The sequence below is a fragment of the Arthrobacter sp. M71 S08 genome (assembly GCF_059089725.1).
Genome location: NZ_JBNHEY010000001.1, coordinates 425,536 through 443,817, shown reverse-complemented (window position 1 = coordinate 443,817; position 18,282 = coordinate 425,536). Strand labels below are relative to the sequence as shown.

Annotated in this window: 19 protein-coding genes; 10 read left to right on the top strand and 9 right to left on the bottom strand. The window is 63.2% G+C overall.

What is annotated here, in order from left to right; translation table 11 throughout:
* Window positions 1–831 carry an exodeoxyribonuclease III gene (locus tag AC5RTB_RS02110; protein ID WP_494059748.1) on the bottom strand — a complete coding sequence of 277 codons (831 nt, stop codon included), beginning with the start codon at window positions 829–831 and terminating at the stop codon, window positions 1–3.
* Window positions 832–873: 42 nt separating this feature from the next.
* Entirely contained in the window at window positions 874–1,365 is a 492-nt protein-coding gene (locus AC5RTB_RS02105; RefSeq protein ID WP_494059418.1) for a hypothetical protein, read from the bottom strand.
* A gap of 189 nt (window positions 1,366–1,554) precedes the next feature.
* Between AC5RTB_RS02105 and AC5RTB_RS02100 the strand changes: the two genes are divergently transcribed.
* Window positions 1,555–2,334 (top strand): hypothetical protein, encoded by a 780-nt coding sequence (locus tag AC5RTB_RS02100; RefSeq protein ID WP_494059417.1) that lies wholly within the window; start codon window positions 1,555–1,557, stop codon window positions 2,332–2,334.
* A 16-nt stretch (window positions 2,335–2,350) separates the two neighbouring features.
* Window positions 2,351–3,055: a class F sortase gene (locus tag AC5RTB_RS02095; protein ID WP_494059416.1), complete on the top strand. Its 705-nt coding sequence runs from the start codon at window positions 2,351–2,353 to the stop codon at window positions 3,053–3,055.
* Between the two features lie 16 nt (window positions 3,056–3,071).
* On the opposite strand, the gene AC5RTB_RS02090 is transcribed toward AC5RTB_RS02095, so the two are convergent.
* The 6 genes from AC5RTB_RS02090 to glyA all read right to left on the bottom strand — a co-directional run bounded on the left by AC5RTB_RS02090 (window position 3,072) and on the right by glyA (window position 8,666).
* Window positions 3,072–3,431 carry a VOC family protein gene (locus AC5RTB_RS02090; protein WP_494059415.1) on the bottom strand — a complete coding sequence of 120 codons (360 nt, stop codon included), beginning with the start codon at window positions 3,429–3,431 and terminating at the stop codon, window positions 3,072–3,074.
* A gap of 58 nt (window positions 3,432–3,489) precedes the next feature.
* Window positions 3,490–4,326 (bottom strand): ABC transporter permease, encoded by an 837-nt coding sequence (locus AC5RTB_RS02085; RefSeq protein ID WP_494059414.1) that lies wholly within the window; start codon window positions 4,324–4,326, stop codon window positions 3,490–3,492.
* The gene (locus AC5RTB_RS02080; protein WP_494059413.1) at window positions 4,323–5,222 is read right to left on the bottom strand and encodes an ABC transporter permease; all 900 of its coding nucleotides are present in this window, start codon (window positions 5,220–5,222) and stop codon (window positions 4,323–4,325) included. The genes AC5RTB_RS02085 and AC5RTB_RS02080 overlap by 4 nt, the downstream gene beginning before the upstream one ends.
* Window positions 5,215–6,156, bottom strand: a complete 942-nt coding sequence (locus AC5RTB_RS02075; protein WP_494059412.1) for an ABC transporter ATP-binding protein — start codon at window positions 6,154–6,156, stop codon at window positions 5,215–5,217. The genes AC5RTB_RS02080 and AC5RTB_RS02075 overlap by 8 nt, the downstream gene beginning before the upstream one ends.
* 162 nt (window positions 6,157–6,318) lie before the next feature.
* Window positions 6,319–7,212 (bottom strand): bifunctional methylenetetrahydrofolate dehydrogenase/methenyltetrahydrofolate cyclohydrolase, encoded by an 894-nt coding sequence (locus tag AC5RTB_RS02070; protein WP_494059411.1) that lies wholly within the window; start codon window positions 7,210–7,212, stop codon window positions 6,319–6,321.
* A gap of 158 nt (window positions 7,213–7,370) precedes the next feature.
* Window positions 7,371–8,666: a serine hydroxymethyltransferase gene (gene glyA, locus AC5RTB_RS02065; RefSeq protein ID WP_494059410.1), complete on the bottom strand. Its 1,296-nt coding sequence runs from the start codon at window positions 8,664–8,666 to the stop codon at window positions 7,371–7,373.
* Window positions 8,667–8,996: 330 nt separating this feature from the next.
* Here glyA and purU point away from each other — a divergent pair, with 330 nt between their 5' ends.
* From purU to AC5RTB_RS02025, 8 genes are all read left to right on the top strand, one after another.
* Window positions 8,997–9,878 carry a formyltetrahydrofolate deformylase gene (gene purU, locus AC5RTB_RS02060; RefSeq protein ID WP_494059409.1) on the top strand — a complete coding sequence of 294 codons (882 nt, stop codon included), beginning with the start codon at window positions 8,997–8,999 and terminating at the stop codon, window positions 9,876–9,878.
* A gap of 28 nt (window positions 9,879–9,906) precedes the next feature.
* A complete protein-coding gene (locus AC5RTB_RS02055) occupies window positions 9,907–10,080 on the top strand; it encodes a DUF1737 domain-containing protein (RefSeq protein ID WP_490890576.1) in 174 nt (57 codons plus the stop codon).
* Window positions 10,081–10,106: 26 nt separating this feature from the next.
* Entirely contained in the window at window positions 10,107–10,628 is a 522-nt protein-coding gene (locus AC5RTB_RS02050; protein ID WP_494059408.1) for a gamma carbonic anhydrase family protein, read from the top strand.
* A gap of 32 nt (window positions 10,629–10,660) precedes the next feature.
* The gene (locus AC5RTB_RS02045) at window positions 10,661–11,869 is read left to right on the top strand and encodes an ROK family transcriptional regulator (RefSeq protein WP_494059407.1); all 1,209 of its coding nucleotides are present in this window, start codon (window positions 10,661–10,663) and stop codon (window positions 11,867–11,869) included.
* A 130-nt stretch (window positions 11,870–11,999) separates the two neighbouring features.
* Window positions 12,000–13,538 carry a multiple monosaccharide ABC transporter ATP-binding protein gene (gene mmsA, locus AC5RTB_RS02040; protein ID WP_494059406.1) on the top strand — a complete coding sequence of 513 codons (1,539 nt, stop codon included), beginning with the start codon at window positions 12,000–12,002 and terminating at the stop codon, window positions 13,536–13,538.
* A 23-nt stretch (window positions 13,539–13,561) separates the two neighbouring features.
* Window positions 13,562–14,851 carry a multiple monosaccharide ABC transporter permease gene (gene mmsB / locus AC5RTB_RS02035; RefSeq protein WP_494059405.1) on the top strand — a complete coding sequence of 430 codons (1,290 nt, stop codon included), beginning with the start codon at window positions 13,562–13,564 and terminating at the stop codon, window positions 14,849–14,851.
* Window positions 14,852–14,927: 76 nt separating this feature from the next.
* On the top strand, window positions 14,928–16,019 hold the full coding sequence (locus tag AC5RTB_RS02030; RefSeq protein ID WP_494059404.1) for a substrate-binding domain-containing protein: 1,092 nt from the start codon (window positions 14,928–14,930) through the stop codon (window positions 16,017–16,019).
* A 114-nt stretch (window positions 16,020–16,133) separates the two neighbouring features.
* Window positions 16,134–17,210, top strand: a complete 1,077-nt coding sequence (locus AC5RTB_RS02025) for a Gfo/Idh/MocA family protein (RefSeq protein ID WP_494059403.1) — start codon at window positions 16,134–16,136, stop codon at window positions 17,208–17,210.
* A gap of 32 nt (window positions 17,211–17,242) precedes the next feature.
* On the opposite strand, the gene AC5RTB_RS02020 is transcribed toward AC5RTB_RS02025, so the two are convergent.
* Window positions 17,243–18,232, bottom strand: a complete 990-nt coding sequence (locus AC5RTB_RS02020) for a bile acid:sodium symporter family protein (protein ID WP_494059402.1) — start codon at window positions 18,230–18,232, stop codon at window positions 17,243–17,245.
* Window positions 18,233–18,282 lie beyond the last annotated feature (50 nt).

Here is an 18,282-nt window from a genome sequence, read left to right as displayed (position 1 = left end):
TCAGTCCTGGGGTTGGGAGAGCTGGTAGTCGACGACGAGCGGTGCGTGATCCGAGAATCGGGCGTCCCACGAGTGCGCGCGGTCGACGACGGCGGAGGTGGCGGCTGCAGCCAGTTCGGGAGTGGCGAGGTGGTAATCGATGCGCCAGCCGGCGTCGTTATCGAAGGCCTTGCCGCGCCACGACCACCAGGTGTACGGGCCATCGACCTCTCCGGCGAGATCGCGGTGCACGTCAACCCATCCAACGGCGTCGCTGAAGAAGTGGTCAAAGTAGGCCCGTTCCTCGGGCAGGAAGCCGGCCTTCTTCAGGTTGCCCTTCCAGTTCCGTATATCCAGCGTGGTGTGGCCGACATTCAGGTCTCCGACCACCAGCGCATGGTCCCTGGTACTTCGAAGTTCGGTGAGGCGTGCCGTCATCAGTTCGAGGAACCGGTATTTGTCCTCCTGCTGCGGCGACCCTGCCTCCCCCGAGTGTACGTACGCACTGACGACGCTCAGCGTGGTCCCGTTCAGATCGAAATCGGCTTCCACCCAGCGTCCTGACGACGCGAAGTACTCGTCGCCGATGTGCTCACGGGTTTCGGTGGGCGCCATTCGGGAGGCAACGGCGACTCCGGCACGGCCCTTCGCCGACGCCTCAGCGTGCAGGATGTGCCATGAATCACCGAGCAGGTCGCGTACCACCTCGTCCGGCGCACGCACCTCCTGCAGGCACAGGATGTCGACGTCCCTGCCCACCAGCCACTCCTGCATGCCGCGCCGGTACGCGGCGCGGATACCGTTTACGTTCACGGTGGCAATGCGGAGTGCTTCGGGGTGCTTGCTGCTCATCAGGGTTGGTGCCAAACTCACCCGATCAACCTTACCGGAGCCTTAATCGACGACCGTGCCTTCGACCGGGCCGTCGTCATTGTTTTTCATCATGCTTCTGGCGTTGTGGGAGGTGATCTCGATGGTTTCCAGCGCACGGTCCACCATGCCCTGGTCCTTGCCGAGGTGATCGCGGATGACACGCGCCTGCACCTGGACGATCTTGAAGCTGTGGTCAAGCTTCTCGTCCCGCATGGCGGAACTGGTACCGGCCGGCCCCCTACCGGCCATGCCGCCCCCGGCGGCCCTGTTGAACTCCTCGATCCTGGCGCTGGCCTTCCGCGCTGCAGAGCGAACCGTGAAGACCACGAAGCTGAAAACCAGCAGCCAGCCAAGGGAGATGATGACTACGAGCCAGCCAACGACGTCGTTCTCATTGGCCGCGAAGACCACGGCTACCAGGAACACGACCAGCATGATGGCCATCCCGACGCCGCCCATCCGCAGGCTCAGACCCTTGCCCGCGGTTTTTCCAGAAGTTCCCAGTGGTTGCATCCCTCTATTGTCGCAAACCGACGGGACCGGCTCGGCTGCTTCCACCACCGGCGAAAGCTCAGATCGACACCCCACCGAAAACTGGGAGAAAAATAAATCAATCCCGCGCCCATCCGTGACGTACCCCACGTCGAACTAGGGTTATGCGTGCCTCTCCGGCTCGCGTCCCATTCGCTCCATGGAGGAATCATGAACAAGAAAGCTCTTTTCGCAGTCCCCACTCTCGCTATGGGTTTGCTCGCAATGGGCGGCGCTCCCGCCATGGCTGACGGCCACGCAGCCGACGGCACATACTCCTCAACCCTCGGTCAGCTGAACGGCACCACGGGTACCGGCTCCATTACAGTCGATGTGAAGGGCAACGAGGCCACAGTAGACCTACAGGTTTCCGGTCTTGCTGAGACGTTCATGGATGGACCTTACCCGCACGTCCAGCACATCCACGGTGGCGCTCAGGGCACCTGCCCCACCCCCGAGTTTGACGAGAACGGCGACGGCATCGTCTCCACCACCGAAGCGGCCAGCCTGTACGGCGGGATCGTCACCACCCTCTCCACCAGCGGCGACACCAGCCCCGCCGCCGGTCTGGACCTCACCCTCGGCGGCCAGGGCGGCTCTTACACAGTGTCCCGCACCTTCGAAGTGAACGAGGAAACCAAGGCTGCGCTTGAGGCCGGCACCGCCGTCGTCGTCGTTCACGGTCTTGATCCCGCGACCGCCGGCGTCAGCGAGGAAGTCTTCGGCTCCCCCAGCGATCTGAACCCGGATCTGCCCTTGGGCGCAACCTCACCCGCTCTCTGTGGCACCCTCGTTGCTTCCCAGATGGGCGCCATGCCTGAAGGTGGCGCCGACACCGGTGTAGCACAGCAGACCGGCTCCAACCTGGGCATGATCGCCCTCGGTGGCGGCCTGGTTCTCGCAGCAGCAGCAGGCGGCACCTACGCCGTCCGTCGCTCAACCACCAAGTAGGGACTGACCTGATCTCATGATCAGCTCGAACTCCGGCCGTCGCAGAAACTTCGCGGTTTCTGCGGCGGCCGCCCTTCTGATCCTGACCGGTTGCGGCACCGGCACCGGCAGCGAGGGGGCTCAGGCCCCCACAACGACGACGGCGCCCTCCGCTGCCGCGTCGGCCTCGCCAAGTGCTTCCCCGAGCCCAAGCGCTTCGGCGAGTCCAAGTGCTTCGGCGTCCGTGTCGGCTCAACCTGCGCCCAAACCGTCGCTTCCACCTGTTCTTAAAGCCTCTGAACCGGTTTCATTTACGATCCCGGCCATTGGTGCCGGATCCGATTTGCTCTCGCTCGGCCTTCGGGAAAACGGCAGCCTGGAAGTACCACCCGATGGCCCAGGTGCTCCAGCCAGCTGGTATAACCAGTCCCCCACTCCCGGCGAGCGCGGACCGTCAGTACTGCTCGGTCATGTCAACGCCACCGACGGCGGACCCGGCGTCTTCGCTGATCTGCGGAGCCTCAAGCCCGGCGACCTTATCGAGGTCACGCGCGCGGACGGGTCGACCGCCACCTTCGCGGTGACCGTCGGCGAACAGTATCCCAAGGACGAATTCCCCACCCAGAAGGTCTACGGGAATACCGAAGGAGCCGAAATTCGCCTCATCACCTGCGACGGCTACGACCCGGCAACCGGAGAGTTCGACGACAACTACGTCATCTACGCTGAACTCGTCGTCTGATCCCCTGTTCCGGACGTCACCAGGAAACCAGACAGAATGGATGGCCCGCCGGGTCCACGTACACCCTGAAGGTTTCCGTACCCGTCTCCATGCTGGTGGCTCCCAGCGCGAGCACCTTCTGTTCCGCCACGTCCAGGTCTTCCACCCGAATGTCCAGGTGCATCTGCTGTGGGATCTCCTGGCCCGGCCACTTGGGCGGCGTGTACCCGTCGACCTTCTGGAAGGCAAGCGCCGGACGGTCCGGGGCATCACCAATGGTGATCCATCCGTTGTCCTCCTGCTGGACCCGGATCATGCCCAGCAGGTCCTCGTAGAAGGACGCCAGTTGGTCTGGATTTGAACAGTCGAACACGGTCGCGTGCCATTTCCCGATCATGGTTCCAGTATCTTCCCCTGGGTGCAGCGCTGGAAAGGAAACCAGGTCAACGACTGTCCTACTTCAGGAACAGTTTCCGCAGACGCGTGGTGGTCAGGACCATCCCCACGAGGATCATCACGAGGTAGTAGGCGACGTGAATCATCGTCGCCGGAGTGAAGATACCGACGCTGAGCTGTCGGAGCAGCTCCACTCCGTGCCAGAGCGGGAGCGCCTGGATGAACCACTGGATGGCCTGCGGGTACACGCTGAGCGGGTAGAAGGTAGCCGAAAACAGGAACATGGGCAGCATGACGAAGTTGATCCAGTCCATCTGCTGGAAGGTCTTCATATAGCTCGTGATCCCCATGCCGAACGAAGCGAATCCGAACGCGATGAGCACCGACGCCGGCACCATCAGCAGCGCCCACGGCGTCGTGATCAGCCCCATCAGTCCCATAACGACCGTGAAGCCGGTGGCATAGAGCGCACCGCGAAACAGTGCAAGGAAAATCTCGCCGATCGCGACGTCCAACGGCCCGAGCGAGGTGTAGAGCATGCCCTGGTACAGCTTCGCGAAGTTCATCTTGAAGAAGACGTTCCAGGTGGAGTCGTAGACCGCGCCATTCATGGCGGAGACCGCGAGGAGGGCCGGCGCGATGTAGGCGGCGTAACTGATCTCCTGTCCGCCGGGCCCGACGACGGTCCCCACCAGGGCACCGAGTCCCACTCCCATGGAGATGAGGTAGAGCACAGGCTCAAAGAATCCGGATACCATGACCAGCCAGTTGCTGCTCTTGGTCGCCCTCAGGCCTCGGGCGATTACTGCTTTGGCGTTGCGCGCGTACAGCGCACTGAACGGGCGGTTCTTAACCTGCACCCGGTAATCCTGCTCGGTCAGCACGTTATTGCTCACTGGCCCAGCCTCCGTTCATACACGCGGCGGGCCATAACCCAGCCGAGAAGCGCCAGCCCCACCAGGTACAGCACGTGGACCGCCGAGAGCCAGATAGGCTCGGCGTAGCCGTAGGTGAGGACCCGTCCCAGCTCAGTGCCGTGCCACAACGGGGAGATCCAGCCGATCCAGCGCAACCCGATCGGGAGAGCTTCCAGCGGGAAGAAGGTGCCGGAGAACAGAAACAGCGGTGTCACGATGAAGCGCATGACCAGCGCGAACTGGCCCTTGTCCTCGGTGATGCTCGCCGAGTAGGCCATGAGCGGAAGGCCGAACGACAGTCCACAGACCACGGCGACGACGATGGCCCCCGAACCCCATGCCGACGGGGACGCACCGAAGGCCGCGACGATCGCGAAGTAGATCGCCGACATCAGAAAGAGCCGCAGCGAGATAGCGATGATGTATCCGTTGACGATCTGGTGCACACCCAGCGGCGAAGCGTGCGGACCGTAGTAGACGCGCCGCCACTTGAACCCGTCCATCACCGGATAGGTGAACTCGGTGGCCGCCGCCATGATCGTCGCAGAAGACAGGAGCGCCGGGGCGATGAAGACGAGGTAGTTGACGCCGCCGAACGCACTCTCGGCGCTGTTCCTGTCCACGAGCGTGGCCAAACCGACGCCCATCGCGAAGAGGTACATGACCGGGTTCCCCACGCTGTAGGCGAGGATGGTCCACCGGTAGCCATTCATCACCTTCAGAGCGTGCTCGGCGTAGTACCAGGAGCCGTACTTCCGGGCGCGCTGCGCCGAGACCAACGGTGAGTGGGCGGAGAGGGTGCCCGACGCCGACGGTTGCGTTGTCTTGTGACCCGTCGCCGGTTGATCCGGCGTGCCGGTGTGCTGGCTAGTCAACGAGGCTCCTGCCGGTCAGGCGCAGGAAAACGTCCTCAAGCGAGGACCGGCGCACCAGGGATGTGATCGGATGCAGGCCGCGGGCGGTGACCTGCTCGAGGGCGGACTCGCCATCGTGGGTGTAGATCAGGACGCGGTCGGGCAGGGGCTCAAGACGCTCACCGATTCCGGCGAGGTCCGCTGCCACGGTCGTGTTGCGCTCGGACCCGAAGCGCAGCTCAAGCACCTCGCGGGTTGAGTGCTCGCGGATGAGCTTGGCGGGAGAACCCTCGGCCATGATCTGTCCCTTGTCAACGACGACGAGGCGGTCGCAGAGCTGCTCGGCCTCATCCATGTAGTGGGTTGTGAGGATCAGGGTAACGCCGGACTCCTTCAGGCGGAACAGTCGGTCCCAGAGAATGTGCCGTGCCTGTGGATCGAGACCGGTGGTCGGCTCGTCCAGGAGGAGGATCTTCGGTTCGTTGATGAGCGACCGGGCGATGGTTAGGCGCCTCTTCATACCTCCGGACAGCGAGTCCACCTTCGCCTTTGCCTTGTCCGTGAGCTGTGCGAACTCAAGCAGCTCATCGGCTTTGGGCTTGAGGTAGCTCATCGGGAGCCCGAAGTAGCGGCCGTAGACCAGGAGGTTGTCCCGTACCCTGAGTTCCTCGTCCAGGTTGTCCTGCTGGGGTACGACGCCCAGGTGTGCCCGTACCTCCGGACCATGCTCCTCCGGGTCCAGCCCCATGATCGTCAGCTTTCCCGATGTGCGCTGGGAGACGCCGCCGATCATTTTCATGGTCGTGGACTTGCCGGCTCCGTTAGGGCCGAGCAGCCCGAAGGATTCACCCGCGGGAACGTTGAAGGAAATGCCGTCTACGGCGGCGAAATCACCGTAGTGCTTGGTCAGCTTGTCGGCAGAGATAACGTAGCTCGGATTAGTTTGGTTGGGCACCCGATTAGCCTAGAGGATTACTCTAATTGGCAAAAGCCAATCACTGACGTTCGAGGACAGATGATGTCCGTGTCCTCATCCGTGTGCTTCAACGCCGGCCGGTTAACGCAGTCGGCCGCCGCCCATGCGGGCAGCGGCCGACAAAAAACCCGTCGTCGGGAACTAGGAGCCGGCGATGCCCGCCTGGCGCTCTGCTGCCTCGACGACGTTGGCCAGCAGCATGGCGCGCGTCATGGGTCCCACTCCCCCGGGATTGGGCGAAAGCCAGCCCGCGACGTCGGACGCGTCGTTCGCCACGTCACCGCGCAAGGTGGCCTTGCCCGTATCGGGGTCGACCACCCGGGTGACGCCGACGTCGAGGACGATGGCGCCCGGCTTGAGATCTTCAGCCGTAATCATGCCCGGCATGCCGGCAGCTGCAACAACGACGTCCGCCTCGCTGAGATGCCTCGGCAGGTCCACCGTGCCGGTGTGCGCGAGCGTGACCGTCGCGTTGATCGCGCGGCGGGTGAGCAGCAGGCCGAGCGGTCGGCCCACGGTCACGCCACGGCCCACGACGAGCACGTTCTTGCCCTTGAGCTGAATGCCGTGACGCAACAGCAGTTCGACGATGCCGTGCGGGGTGCAGGGCAGCGGCGAATCCATCGTGGCGCTGACATTCAGGACGAGCCTGCCGAGGTTGGTCGGGTGCAGCCCGTCGGCGTCCTTTTCCGGCGCCATCCGGCCAAGGATGACGTTCGCGTCAAGATGCGCAGGGAGCGGCAACTGGACGATGTAGCCGGTGGTGGCGGCGTCGTCGTTCAGCTCGTCAATGACCTTCTCGAGGTCCTCCTGCGTGATGTCGCCCGGGAGGTCCCGGCGGATCGAGTTGATACCTACCTGCTGGCAGTCGCGGTGCTTCCCGGCAACATAGGAATGGCTCCCCGGGTCGTCACCGACCAGCACCGTACCCAACCCGGGAGTGACCCCCTGGGCCTTCAGGGCACTCACGCGCTCTGTCAGTTCGCTGCGAATTACGGCCGCTGTTGCCTTGCCGTCAAGAATTTGTGCGCTCATCTACGCGGCTCCTTTATCGAGCTGTCCGGCATCCAGCTGTTCCAGCAAGTACGCCTTGCCGCGGTCACAGCACCCTGTGAAGCAGCATTCATCCGTGGGTATCTCATATGCATCTGAGCGGGCCGCTTCCGATTCCAGCGCTCCCGGTGGGAGGTCTTCTACCATTCCTCATGTCCGGGGTAGAGCGGGAAGTCGGCAGCCAGGCGGGATACGCGACCACGCAGCGCCTCCACGTCGGCTCCGGGCTTCAGCACCGCTGCGATAATCTCGGCAACCTCGGTGAACTCTGCGGCTCCGAATCCGCGGGTACCCAGCGCGGGCGTACCGATGCGGAGGCCCGAGGTGACCATCGGCGGGCGCGGGTCGTTCGGAACAGCGTTGCGGTTGACGGTGATGCCGACCGAGTGCAGGAGGTCTTCGGCCTGCTGGCCGTCCAACTCGGAGTTGCGGAGGTCAACAAGCACCAGGTGCACGTCGGTGCCGCCGGTAAGGACCGATACGCCGTGTTCGGTGACATCGCCGGCCATGAGACGCTCTGCGATGATGCGTGCACCTTCGAGGACGCGCTCCTGTCGCTCCTTGAACTCAGCTGAACCGGCGATCTTGAAAGCTGTTGCCTTGGCTGCGATGACGTGCATCAGCGGTCCGCCCTGCTGGCCCGGGAAGACGTTCGAATTCAGCTTCTTGGCCCACTCTTCCTTGGCGAGGATCACGCCCGAGCGAGGACCGGAGAGGGTCTTGTGCACGGTGGAGGTGACAACGTCGGAGTGTGGAACGGGGCTCGGGTGCAGGCCGGCTGCAACGAGACCCGCGAAGTGCGCCATGTCGGTCCAGAGCAGCGCGCCGACCTCGTCGGCGATTGCGCGGAACGCTGCGAAGTCGAGGTGGCGGGGGTAGGCAGACCAACCGGCGATGATGACCTGGGGCTTTTCAGCGATGGCCTGCTCGCGGACGCGGTCCATATCGAGGCGGTGGGTGTCGCTCTCCACGCCGTAGGCTGCGACCTCGTACAGCTTGCCGGAGAAGTTCAGTTTCATGCCGTGCGTGAGGTGACCGCCGTGGGCCAGCGAAAGGCCCATGATCTTCTCGCCGGGCTTGATCATGGCAGCGAGGGCGGCGGCATTCGCCTGGGCACCCGAATGAGGCTGCACGTTGGCGTACTCAGCGCCGAAGAGGGCCTTGACCCGCTCGATGGCAAGGCTCTCTGCGACGTCAACGTGCTCGCAGCCACCGTAGTAGCGGCGGCCGGGATAGCCTTCCGCATACTTGTTGGTCAGGACCGACCCCTGCGCTTCAAGGACTGAGCGGGGTGCGAAGTTCTCTGACGCGATCATCTCGAGAGTGTCGCGCTGGCGGGCCAGCTCGTTGTTGAGGACCGCAGCGATTTCCGGGTCCACCTCGGACAGCGGTGCGTTGGTGACGGACTGGGTCACGGAAGGAGAGGATGAAGTCACGGGAGGCTCCTGGTGATGAGAGAAGGCGTTCTACAGGTCAGGCTACCTGTTGACCGGGACACACCCGAAGTTCCGGGGCGCGAGCAACAGAGCGGGGACTTGACCCACGGCCCAGGCGTGCGATCCGTGGTCGGCGCTGCGCGCCGTCGTCGTACTTCTTTTCTTTCCGTGAAGCCGGCGACAGTGCATGCCGCTTCCTGGTGGTTGCCCCACCTAACGCCAGTCGCGACCTTGCCATTCTAGTCGGTGGCCGGCCAGTGCTTTCGACTGTGTCGGACGGTGACGGCCGGACGGGGCTTTCGCCGTCTTTCATCCCGGTAACCTTGGAGCGTGACTGAAGCTGCACAGGCCGGTGTTCCCGGTAACGAGCCGTCGTCGTTCATTCTGACCCTGTCGTGTGATGACCAGCCCGGTATTGTCCACGCCGTATCGGGCGCACTGGTGGCGGCTGACTGCAACATCACCGAATCCCAGCAGTACGGCAGCCCGGATTCCGGGACGTTCTTCATGCGCGTGGCCACCACCACCCGGTCCGGTCGCAACGCCGTGGAGGCACACCTTGCCCCAGTTGCCGAAGCGTTCGGGATGACCTGGGGACTGTACGTCGAAGGAACTCCCGCGCGAACGCTGATCATGGCGTCCAAGTCCGCTCACTGCCTCAACGACCTGTTGTTCCAGCAGCGGGCTGGGATGCTGCCCATCGAAATTCCCGTCATCGTCTCGAACCACACGGATCTGGCCGACCTCGCTGAGTTCTACGGCATCCCTTTCCACCACGTTCCGGTCACGGGTGACGGAAAGGCCGCGGCGGAGGAACGGCTCCTTGAGTTGGTTGATGAGCATCAGATCGAGCTCGTGGTTCTGGCCCGCTACATGCAGGTGCTCAGTGACCGCCTCTGCTCCCAACTCATGGGACGGGCGATCAATATCCACCACTCGTTCCTGCCGTCATTCAAGGGTGCACGTCCTTACCACCAGGCGCATGCCCGTGGCGTGAAGCTGATCGGCGCGACTGCCCACTATGTGACGCCCGCACTGGACGAGGGCCCGATCATCGAGCAGGAAGTCATTCGGGTGGATCACGCCCGCACCGCCCCTCAGCTGGTTGCGATGGGCGCCGACGTCGAGAGCCGCACGCTGGCGCAAGCTGTGAAGTGGCACGCTGAACATCGCGTCCTGCTCGACGGCACGCGGACCGTTGTCTTCAACTGAAATATCCCATTTTGTAGGAGAGAGACCCATGAGCGACGAAGCACCCCTGCGTTACCGCGTACTGACCGGCCCCGATGACCGCGCCTTCTGCGCCCGGGTCAGCGAGGCACTGGAGAGCGGATACAAGCTCCACGGCTCCCCTACTGTGACGTACAACGGCGAGCGCGTGATCGTGGCCCAGGCGGTAGTACTCGAGGACTGACCGGCCTCGGGGGCTAGGCTGGATGGATGGGACACATCATCGAGTTCGGCGGCCATACTCCCTCGATTCCGGAGTCGGTCTTCGTGGCACCGACCGCGTCCGTCATCGGACAGGCAACGTTCGGAGAAAACTCGAGTGCCTTCTACGGCGTCAGCGTTCGCGCCGACACCGAGGCCATCTCCATCGGCGAGGGGACGAACCTGCAGGACAACGTCGTCGTGCATGCAGATCCGGGATTTCCCGCCACTGTCGGGAACCGCGTCAGTGTCGGGCACAGCGCCGTCGTCCACGGATGCACTATCGAAGATGACTGCCTCGTCGGCATGAGTGCAACCATCATGAATGGCGCCACCATCGGGACGGGTTCCCTGGTGGCTGCCGGCGCGGTCGTGCTTGAGGGGACGCAGGTTCCGCCGCGTTCGCTGGTGGCCGGCGTCCCGGCGAAGGTGCGCCGCGAACTGAACGAAGAAGAACTGCAGGGTGTCCGGGACAACTCTTCCCACTATCAGGAATTAGCCGCGGCACATCGAGTTGCGTTTACTTCTTGACGGCAACTACCTCCATGTAGGAATGTGTAGGCATGTCCGTTGACTCCGCCGTGCCGTCGCGGCCCACCCGCCACAGGGGTGCTCCCAAACCGGGCTCGCAATCGGCGCTTCGGCGGCTGAACGAGCAACGTATTGTGCAGGCCCTGGCCACCGGCGGCCCACAGACCCAAGCTGAGCTGGCCCGCCAGACCGGGCTTTCGACGGCGACCGTGTCCAACATCGTCCGTGGCATGGCCGACTCGGGCGCAGTGACCACCAGCCCCACCACGAGTTCGGGCCGAAGGGCTCTCTCCGTTACCCTCAACGACAACGGCTCGGTTGCGGTGGGCATCGACATCGGTCGCCGGCACCTGAGGGTTGTCCTGGCCGGGCCGGACTACCGCGTTCTGCGCGAGGAAGCCATCCCGCTTACGCCGGGACATACCGCCAGAGAAGGACTCGACGCCGCTGCGGATCTCCTCGATCAGCTCCTCACCGATTCCGGCACTCCACGAAGTGCGGTGCTGGGTGCGGGCATCGGAATCCCCGGCCCGATCGACCGCCGGACCGGAACCGTCGTGCAGGGAGCCATCCTCCCCGAATGGGTAGGGATCAACATCCTGGAGACCTTCGGTGAGCGGCTCGGTATCCCGGTATTCATCGACAACGACGCTAATCTTGGCGCACTGGCGCAGGTCACCTGGGGTCCGCACAGTTCGGTGGACAACCTCATCTTCCTCAAGGTGGGATCGGGCATTGGAGCCGGACTGATCCTCAACGGCGCCCTGTTCTACGGCAACGTCGGAATCACCGGAGAACTGGGCCACACCACCATCGACGAGCACGGTCTCATCTGCCGGTGCGGCAACCGCGGCTGCCTTGAGACCGTCGCCTCGGCATCGACCATGATCAGTCTGCTGGAGCGCACCAGCGATCGTCCGCTCACTGCGCCGGACATCGTGCGGTTGGCCCTGCGGGGCGACACAGCAACGCTTCGCGTGATTGACGACGCCGGCCTCGCCATCGGACGCGCCGTCGCCCATGTAGCGAACCTGATCAACCCGGAACTGATTGTCATCGGCGGCTCCCTCACCGGGCTCGGCGACATCCTTCTCGACCCGATCCGCCGCGGGCTGCTGCGGCACGCGGTCCCGGTGGTCGGAGAGTCAACCACCGTCTGCATGGGGTCACTCGGGGATCGGGCTGAGGCACTCGGAGGCGCCGCCGTCGTTCTTTCCCAGCCGAACCTGGTCTCAAGATAGCTTCTAGATTCCCCTCACTTCGCCTAAATTTTGCGTTCAAGACTTGACTGCAACACACTTCTGAGTGTTAACTTTTCTCCGGGTCGCTTAGTGCCCGGAAGACAGCGCAGTCGTTTGCGGGAAGGCCTTCATGGATAACCACACCATCCTCGAGATGCAGTCAATCACCAAGGAGTTTCCCGGCGTGAAGGCGCTGGATAACGTCTCCCTCTCCGTGACCGCCGGTGAAATTCACGCCATCTGCGGCGAGAACGGTGCCGGCAAGTCGACGCTCATGAAGGTCCTGTCCGGTGTCTACCCGCACGGAACCTACGAGGGACGGATCGTCTTCCAGGGCCAGGAAGTCCAGTTCAAGGACATCCGCTCCAGCGAGCACGCCGGCATCGTGATCATCCATCAGGAACTCGCACTGATCCCCGAGCTGTCCATCGCCGAGAACATCTTCCTGGGCAACGAGCCAACCCGCTTCGGAGTCATCAACTGGGACAAGGTCAACTCCGACACTCTTGAACTCATGGCACGCGTGGGGCTGCGCGAGGAACCGACCACCAAGATCAAGGACATCGGCGTAGGCAAGCAACAGCTCGTCGAAATTGCCAAGGCCCTGAGTAAGTCGGTCAAGCTGCTTATCCTCGATGAGCCGACGGCGGCGCTGAACGAATCTGACTCCCAGCATCTGCTGGACCTGATGGCCGGTCTCCGCTCGAAGGGGATCTCGTGCATCATGATCTCCCACAAGCTCAACGAGATCGAACAGATCGCCGACTCGATCACCATCATCCGCGACGGCAAGTCCATCGAAACCCTCCACGTGAAGAACGACGGTGTGGACGAGGACCGAATCATCCGGGGCATGGTGGGTCGCTCCCTCGAATCCCGCTTCCCCGAGCACACCCCGAACATCGGCGAGGTCTTCTTCGAAGTCCGCGACTGGACGGTCGGCCACCCGGCTGTCGCCGATCGCCTGGTCTGCAAGAACTCAAACTTCACGGTCCGCCGCGGGGAGATCGTCGGCTTCGCCGGACTGATGGGTGCCGGACGCACAGAGCTGGCGCGCTCGATCTTCGGCCGCTCGTACGGCAACTACAAATCAGGCAAGATCTTCAAGGACGGCAAGGAGATCCAGCTTCGTAACGTAGCCCAGGCCATCGAGCACGGCCTGGCTTACGTCACCGAAGACCGTAAATCGCTGGGCCTGAACCTCCTTGATGACATCAAGGCAACCACTGTGTCAGCCAACCTCGAGAAGATCACCAAGGGACTCGTGGTCGACCGGGACGAGGAGTTCGTGGTCGCCGAGCAATATCGGAAGTCGCTGAGGACGAAAACCCCGAGCGTCAACGAGGGTGTTGCCAAACTATCCGGCGGAAACCAGCAAAAGGTGGTGCTCGCCAAATGGATGTTCACTGACCCGGACCTGTTGATCCTGGACGAGCCGACCCGCGGTATCGATGTCGGCGCCAAGTACGAGATCTACGGGATCATCCAGCGGCTGGCCGACCAGGGAAAGGGCGTCATTGTCATTTCGTCAGAACTCCCCGAGCTGCTCGGGCTCTCCGATCGCATCTACACCATCTTTGAAGGGGCCATCACCGGCGAGCTGACCCGTGAAGAAGCCAGCCAGGAATCCCTGATGAAACTCATGACCGCCAGCAGGAAATCTGCCTGAAACCGCTGCCTAGGACTAGAACTATGAATTCACTCAAAAAGCTCTTCGGCGGAAACACCCGCCAATTCGGGATGATCTTCGCGTTGATCGCCCTGGTCCTCTTCTTCCAGTGGCAGACCGGCGGAAAGACTCTGACGTCCGCGAACATGATGAACCTGTTCAACGGAAATTCCTACATCCTCATCCTTGCGATCGGCATGGTGCTGGTGATTATCGCCGGCCATATCGACCTGTCTGTGGGGTCGGTGGCGGCGTTCGCCGGCATCGTGGTTTCTATTGCGATGCGTGACTGGGGCTTGCCCTGGTACATGGGCGTCCTCGTCGGGTTGGCTCTTGGTGCGCTGATCGGAATCTGGCAGGGCTTCTGGGTTGCCTACGTCGGAATACCCGCGTTCATCGTCACGCTCGCCGGGATGCTCCTGTTCCGCGGCGCCAACCAGTTCGTGGGCAAGTCGAACACGGTTCCGGTGCCTCAGGAGTTCCAGTACATCGGCTCCGGTTACCTGCCTGAGGTCGGTCCCGTTACCGGCTACAACAACCTCACTCTTCTGCTCGGTTTCCTCCTGGTCGGCGTTGTCATCTACAACGAACTGAAGAACCGCAAGCGCCTGGAACGGGTTGGTGCCGAGACACCCGAGATGTGGATCTCAATCCTCAAGATCGCGCTCGTTTCCGCAGCCATCCTCTACGCCACCTACCTCTTCGCCACCGGCCGCCCGGGCACCTCTTTCCCGATCCCGGGCCTGATTCTCGGTGTCCTGGTCATCATCTACGGTTTCGTTTCGAACAAGACCATTGCCGGTCGTCACGTCTACGCCGTCGGCGGTAACCGCCACGCGGCTGAGCTCTCCGGTGTGAAGAGCCGGCGGATCAACTTCCTGGTCATGATGAACATGTCGATCCTGGCTGCACTCGCGGGCATGATCTTCGTTGGCCGCTCCACCGCGTCGGGTCCGTTCGACGGCGTTGGCTGGGAGCTTGACGCGATCGCTGCTGTGTTCATCGGCGGTGCAGCGGTGACCGGCGGCGTCGGCACCGTTGTGGGCTCCATCATCGGAGGCCTCGTCATGGCGGTCCTCAACAACGGCCTTCAGCTGCTGGGCATCGGCGCCGACATGACCCAGATCATCAAGGGACTCGTGCTGCTCGTGGCCGTCGCCTTCGATGTCTACAACAAGAGCCAGGGCAAGCCGTCGATTACCGGTTTGCTTGCCCGCGGCTTCGGCGGTGGTCGAGGCAAGCCCGACCAGCCGGTCGCACCGGAAGAGAACCCGGCAGAGCGGGAAACCGTCGGAACCAAGCAGGTCCTCTGACACCACCGCCTCAAAGGCCCTGACTATCAAGATTTCCATTACCAACAACAGCAAGATGCAACAGAAAGAGAATGGAATGCGCAATTTCGCAAAATCCTTCGCAGCCATCGCTGCAATATCAGCGCTTGCGCTGACCTCCTGCGGCCGTGAAGACCCGGGCACGGGCACGGAGGGCGGCGAAGCTGCCGCCGGTTTTGAAGAGGGCGCAGCTATTGGTGTTGCTCTGCCTCAGAAGACCTCGGAAAACTGGGTGCTTGCCGAGCAGCTGTTCAACGACGGTCTCACCGAAGCCGGTTACGAACCCGACGTACAGTTCGCCAACGGTGGCGTCTCCGAGCAGCAGAACCAGATCAGCTCAATGATCACCAACGGTGTCGAGGTTCTGGTCGTCGGTGCAATCGACGGCGCCCAGCTAGGTACCCAGCTTGCGCAGGCCAAGGATGCCGGCATCACCGTCATCGCGTATGACCGTCTTCTGACCAACACCGAGGACGTCGACTACTACGTGGCCTACGACAACTTCCAGGTTGGCGAGCTCCAGGGCCAGGCGCTCCTGGACGGAATGGCTGAGCGCGGTGAGGGTCCGTACAACGTCGAGCTTTTCGCGGGATCCCCTGACGACGCCAACGCCCAGGTCTTCTTCGACGGTGCGATGAGCATCCTTCAGCCCAAGATTGACGACGGCACGCTGAACGTCGTCTCCGGCCAGACCGAGTTCAACCAGGCCGTCACCCAGGGCTGGAAGGCCGAGAACGCCCAGCGCCGCATGGACACGCTCCTGACCGGCAACTACACCGACACCGAGCTTCACGGTGTGCTGTCCCCCAACGACACCCTCGCCCGTGCCATCCTGACCTCCGTCAAGGCTGCGGGCAAGGAGCTGCCGGTTGTCACCGGACAGGACTCCGAGGTTGAGTCGGTCAAGTCGATCATGGCCGACGAGCAGTACTCCACAATCAACAAGGACACCCGCAACCTCGTAGACCACGCCATCACCATGGTCGAGGATCTCGCCGCGGGTCAAGAGCTCGAGGTCAATGACACCGAGTCCTACGACAACGGCGTGAAGGTTGTCCCGGCGTACCTGCTGGAACCGCAGATCGTCACCAAGGAAAATGCAGCCGAGGCCTACGCCAACGATCCCACCCTGTCTGAGATCGTCAAGTAACCAGCTCGACAGAGGAAATCCCCCGGCCGTAATACTGCGGCCGGGGATTTTCTTTTGGCGCAACGAACGCCGTAACGGGTGGACTGGCCCCCGCGCATTGGGAAGTATGAGGGAATGACGACAAACCTCCGCTTCCCCGTGCCTCCATGCGTCGCGCCTGACGCGCCCTCACCCTTCACCGCCACCGGCGCTGCCCTGCGCTGGGGCGTGGTTGCCACCGGCAGAATCGCCCAGAAGGTGACCGAGGACATTGCCCGGTTGGAGGATGCCGTCCTGCAGGCGGTGAGCTCGCGGCTGGAGGAGCGTGCACGCGCATTCGCCGACACGTATGGCTTCGCCACCGCTCATTACGACGACGGCGGCTCCCGCGGTTTTGAGCTGCTGGCCCAGGACCCCGACGTCGACGTCGTGTACATCGCGACACCGCACGGTCAGCACTACGAGGTGTGCAAGACGATGCTCTCGGCCGGGAAGCATGTCCTGTGCGAGAAGGCATTCACCGTCAACGCGCGTGAAGCGGAAGAGCTGATCAATCTGGCGCGGGAAAAGGGTGTCTTCCTCATGGAGGCCGTGTGGACCCGCTTCCTGCCGAGCGTGAACCGGGCCTGGGACATTATTCACTCGGGCGAGCTCGGCGAGATCCGCTGGGTACAGGCGGACCTCGGCTTCCCTGCGGTCTACAGTCGGGAAGCCCGCCTCTGGGACCCGCTCGCCGGCGGCGGTGCGCTCCTGGATCTCACCGTCTACCCGTCCACGTGGGCGCTGGGCGCCCTCGGCTTCCCCACCTCTGTTGTCGCTGAAGGCACACTGAACGACGACGGCGTCGACGCCCAGAACGCGCTGACCCTCACCTATGCAAGCGGCGCGCACGCCCAGCTATCGTCGTCGTTATTGGCCTCCGGGCCCAGCCACGCTACCGTCGCCGGCACCAAGGGCTGGCTGCGCACCTCCGCTCCGCTGCACAATCCGCGGACACTGTACGTGCACCCTCACGGCGGCGAAGCGCGCGTTGAGGAGTTCGACCAGGCCGGCAACGGGTACTCCTACGAGCTGCGCGAAACGACCCGCTGCATCCAGGAAGGTCTGAAGGAAAGCCCGACCATGTCGCTGCAGCACACGCTCGACACCATGCGCATGTTCGACGGCGTCCGGGCACAGCTGGGCGTGCGGTACGCGAACGACGACCGGTAGGACACGCTGAGGACGACCTTTTAGCCGCTGGGCTAGCTGGCGACGTTTGCTTCCGGTGCCGACTGCACTTCATCGGCCAGGCCGCGGCGTCGCCAGTAGGCTGCCAGGAGCGAACCGGAGACGTTGTGCCAGACCGAGAAGATGGCCGCGGGAAGAGCTGATTCCGGCGTCATGTGCGTCCGTGCCAGACCGGCGGCGAGACCGGAGTTCTGCATCCCGACCTCAACTGAAGTGGTACGACGCGACGAAATCGGCAGCTTGAACAGCCGCGCTGCGGTGTACCCGAGGGCGAAGCCGAGGCTGTTGTGGAGGACCACTGCCAGCAGGACAAGCAGGCCTGCTGAGAAGATGGCCTCGGCGCTCAGGCCTACTACAGCCATGACTACGAGCGTGATCGCAGCGACCGATACCCAGGGTAGAACGGGCAGCGCCGCCGCCACGAGGCGAGGAAGGAACAGCCTGGCGGCCAGTCCGAGCGCTACCGGGATCAAGACGATCTGCACGATGGACCATGCCATGGAGCCGGCGTCGACCGGAAGGTACTGCCCGGCGAGCCAGAGGGCCAGCAGCGGCGTCAGCACCGGCGCGAGCAGCGTCGAGACGGTGGTCATCGCGACAGACAGCGCTACGTCGCCCTTCGCGAGGTAGGACACCACATTCGATGCGGTACCGCCGGGGCAGCATCCGACCAGGATGACGCCTGCTGCAAGAGCTGCCGGAAGTCCAAGAATCGAAGCGATGAGCAGTCCCAGCAGCGGCATCACCACATACTGCGCAACAACGCCGATCACCACGGGGACCGGCCGCTTCGCAATCACCGCGAAGTCCGGCGGGGTCAGTGTGAGACCCATTCCGAACATGATCACTCCCAAAAGGGGGTTGATCGCTGGAGCCAATCCCGTGAAAGCTGTCGGCATCATCAGAGCTATGGCGCCACCGCCCAGAACAAGCAGCGGGAATATCGTGACTGCGATGCGGGCGTTACGTTCCTCGGAGGATGCAGCGGGGTGTTGCGATTTCATGCATCTAGGAGTAGCACGAGCGCTTCTTCCCCGCTGCATCCAGCCCGGAA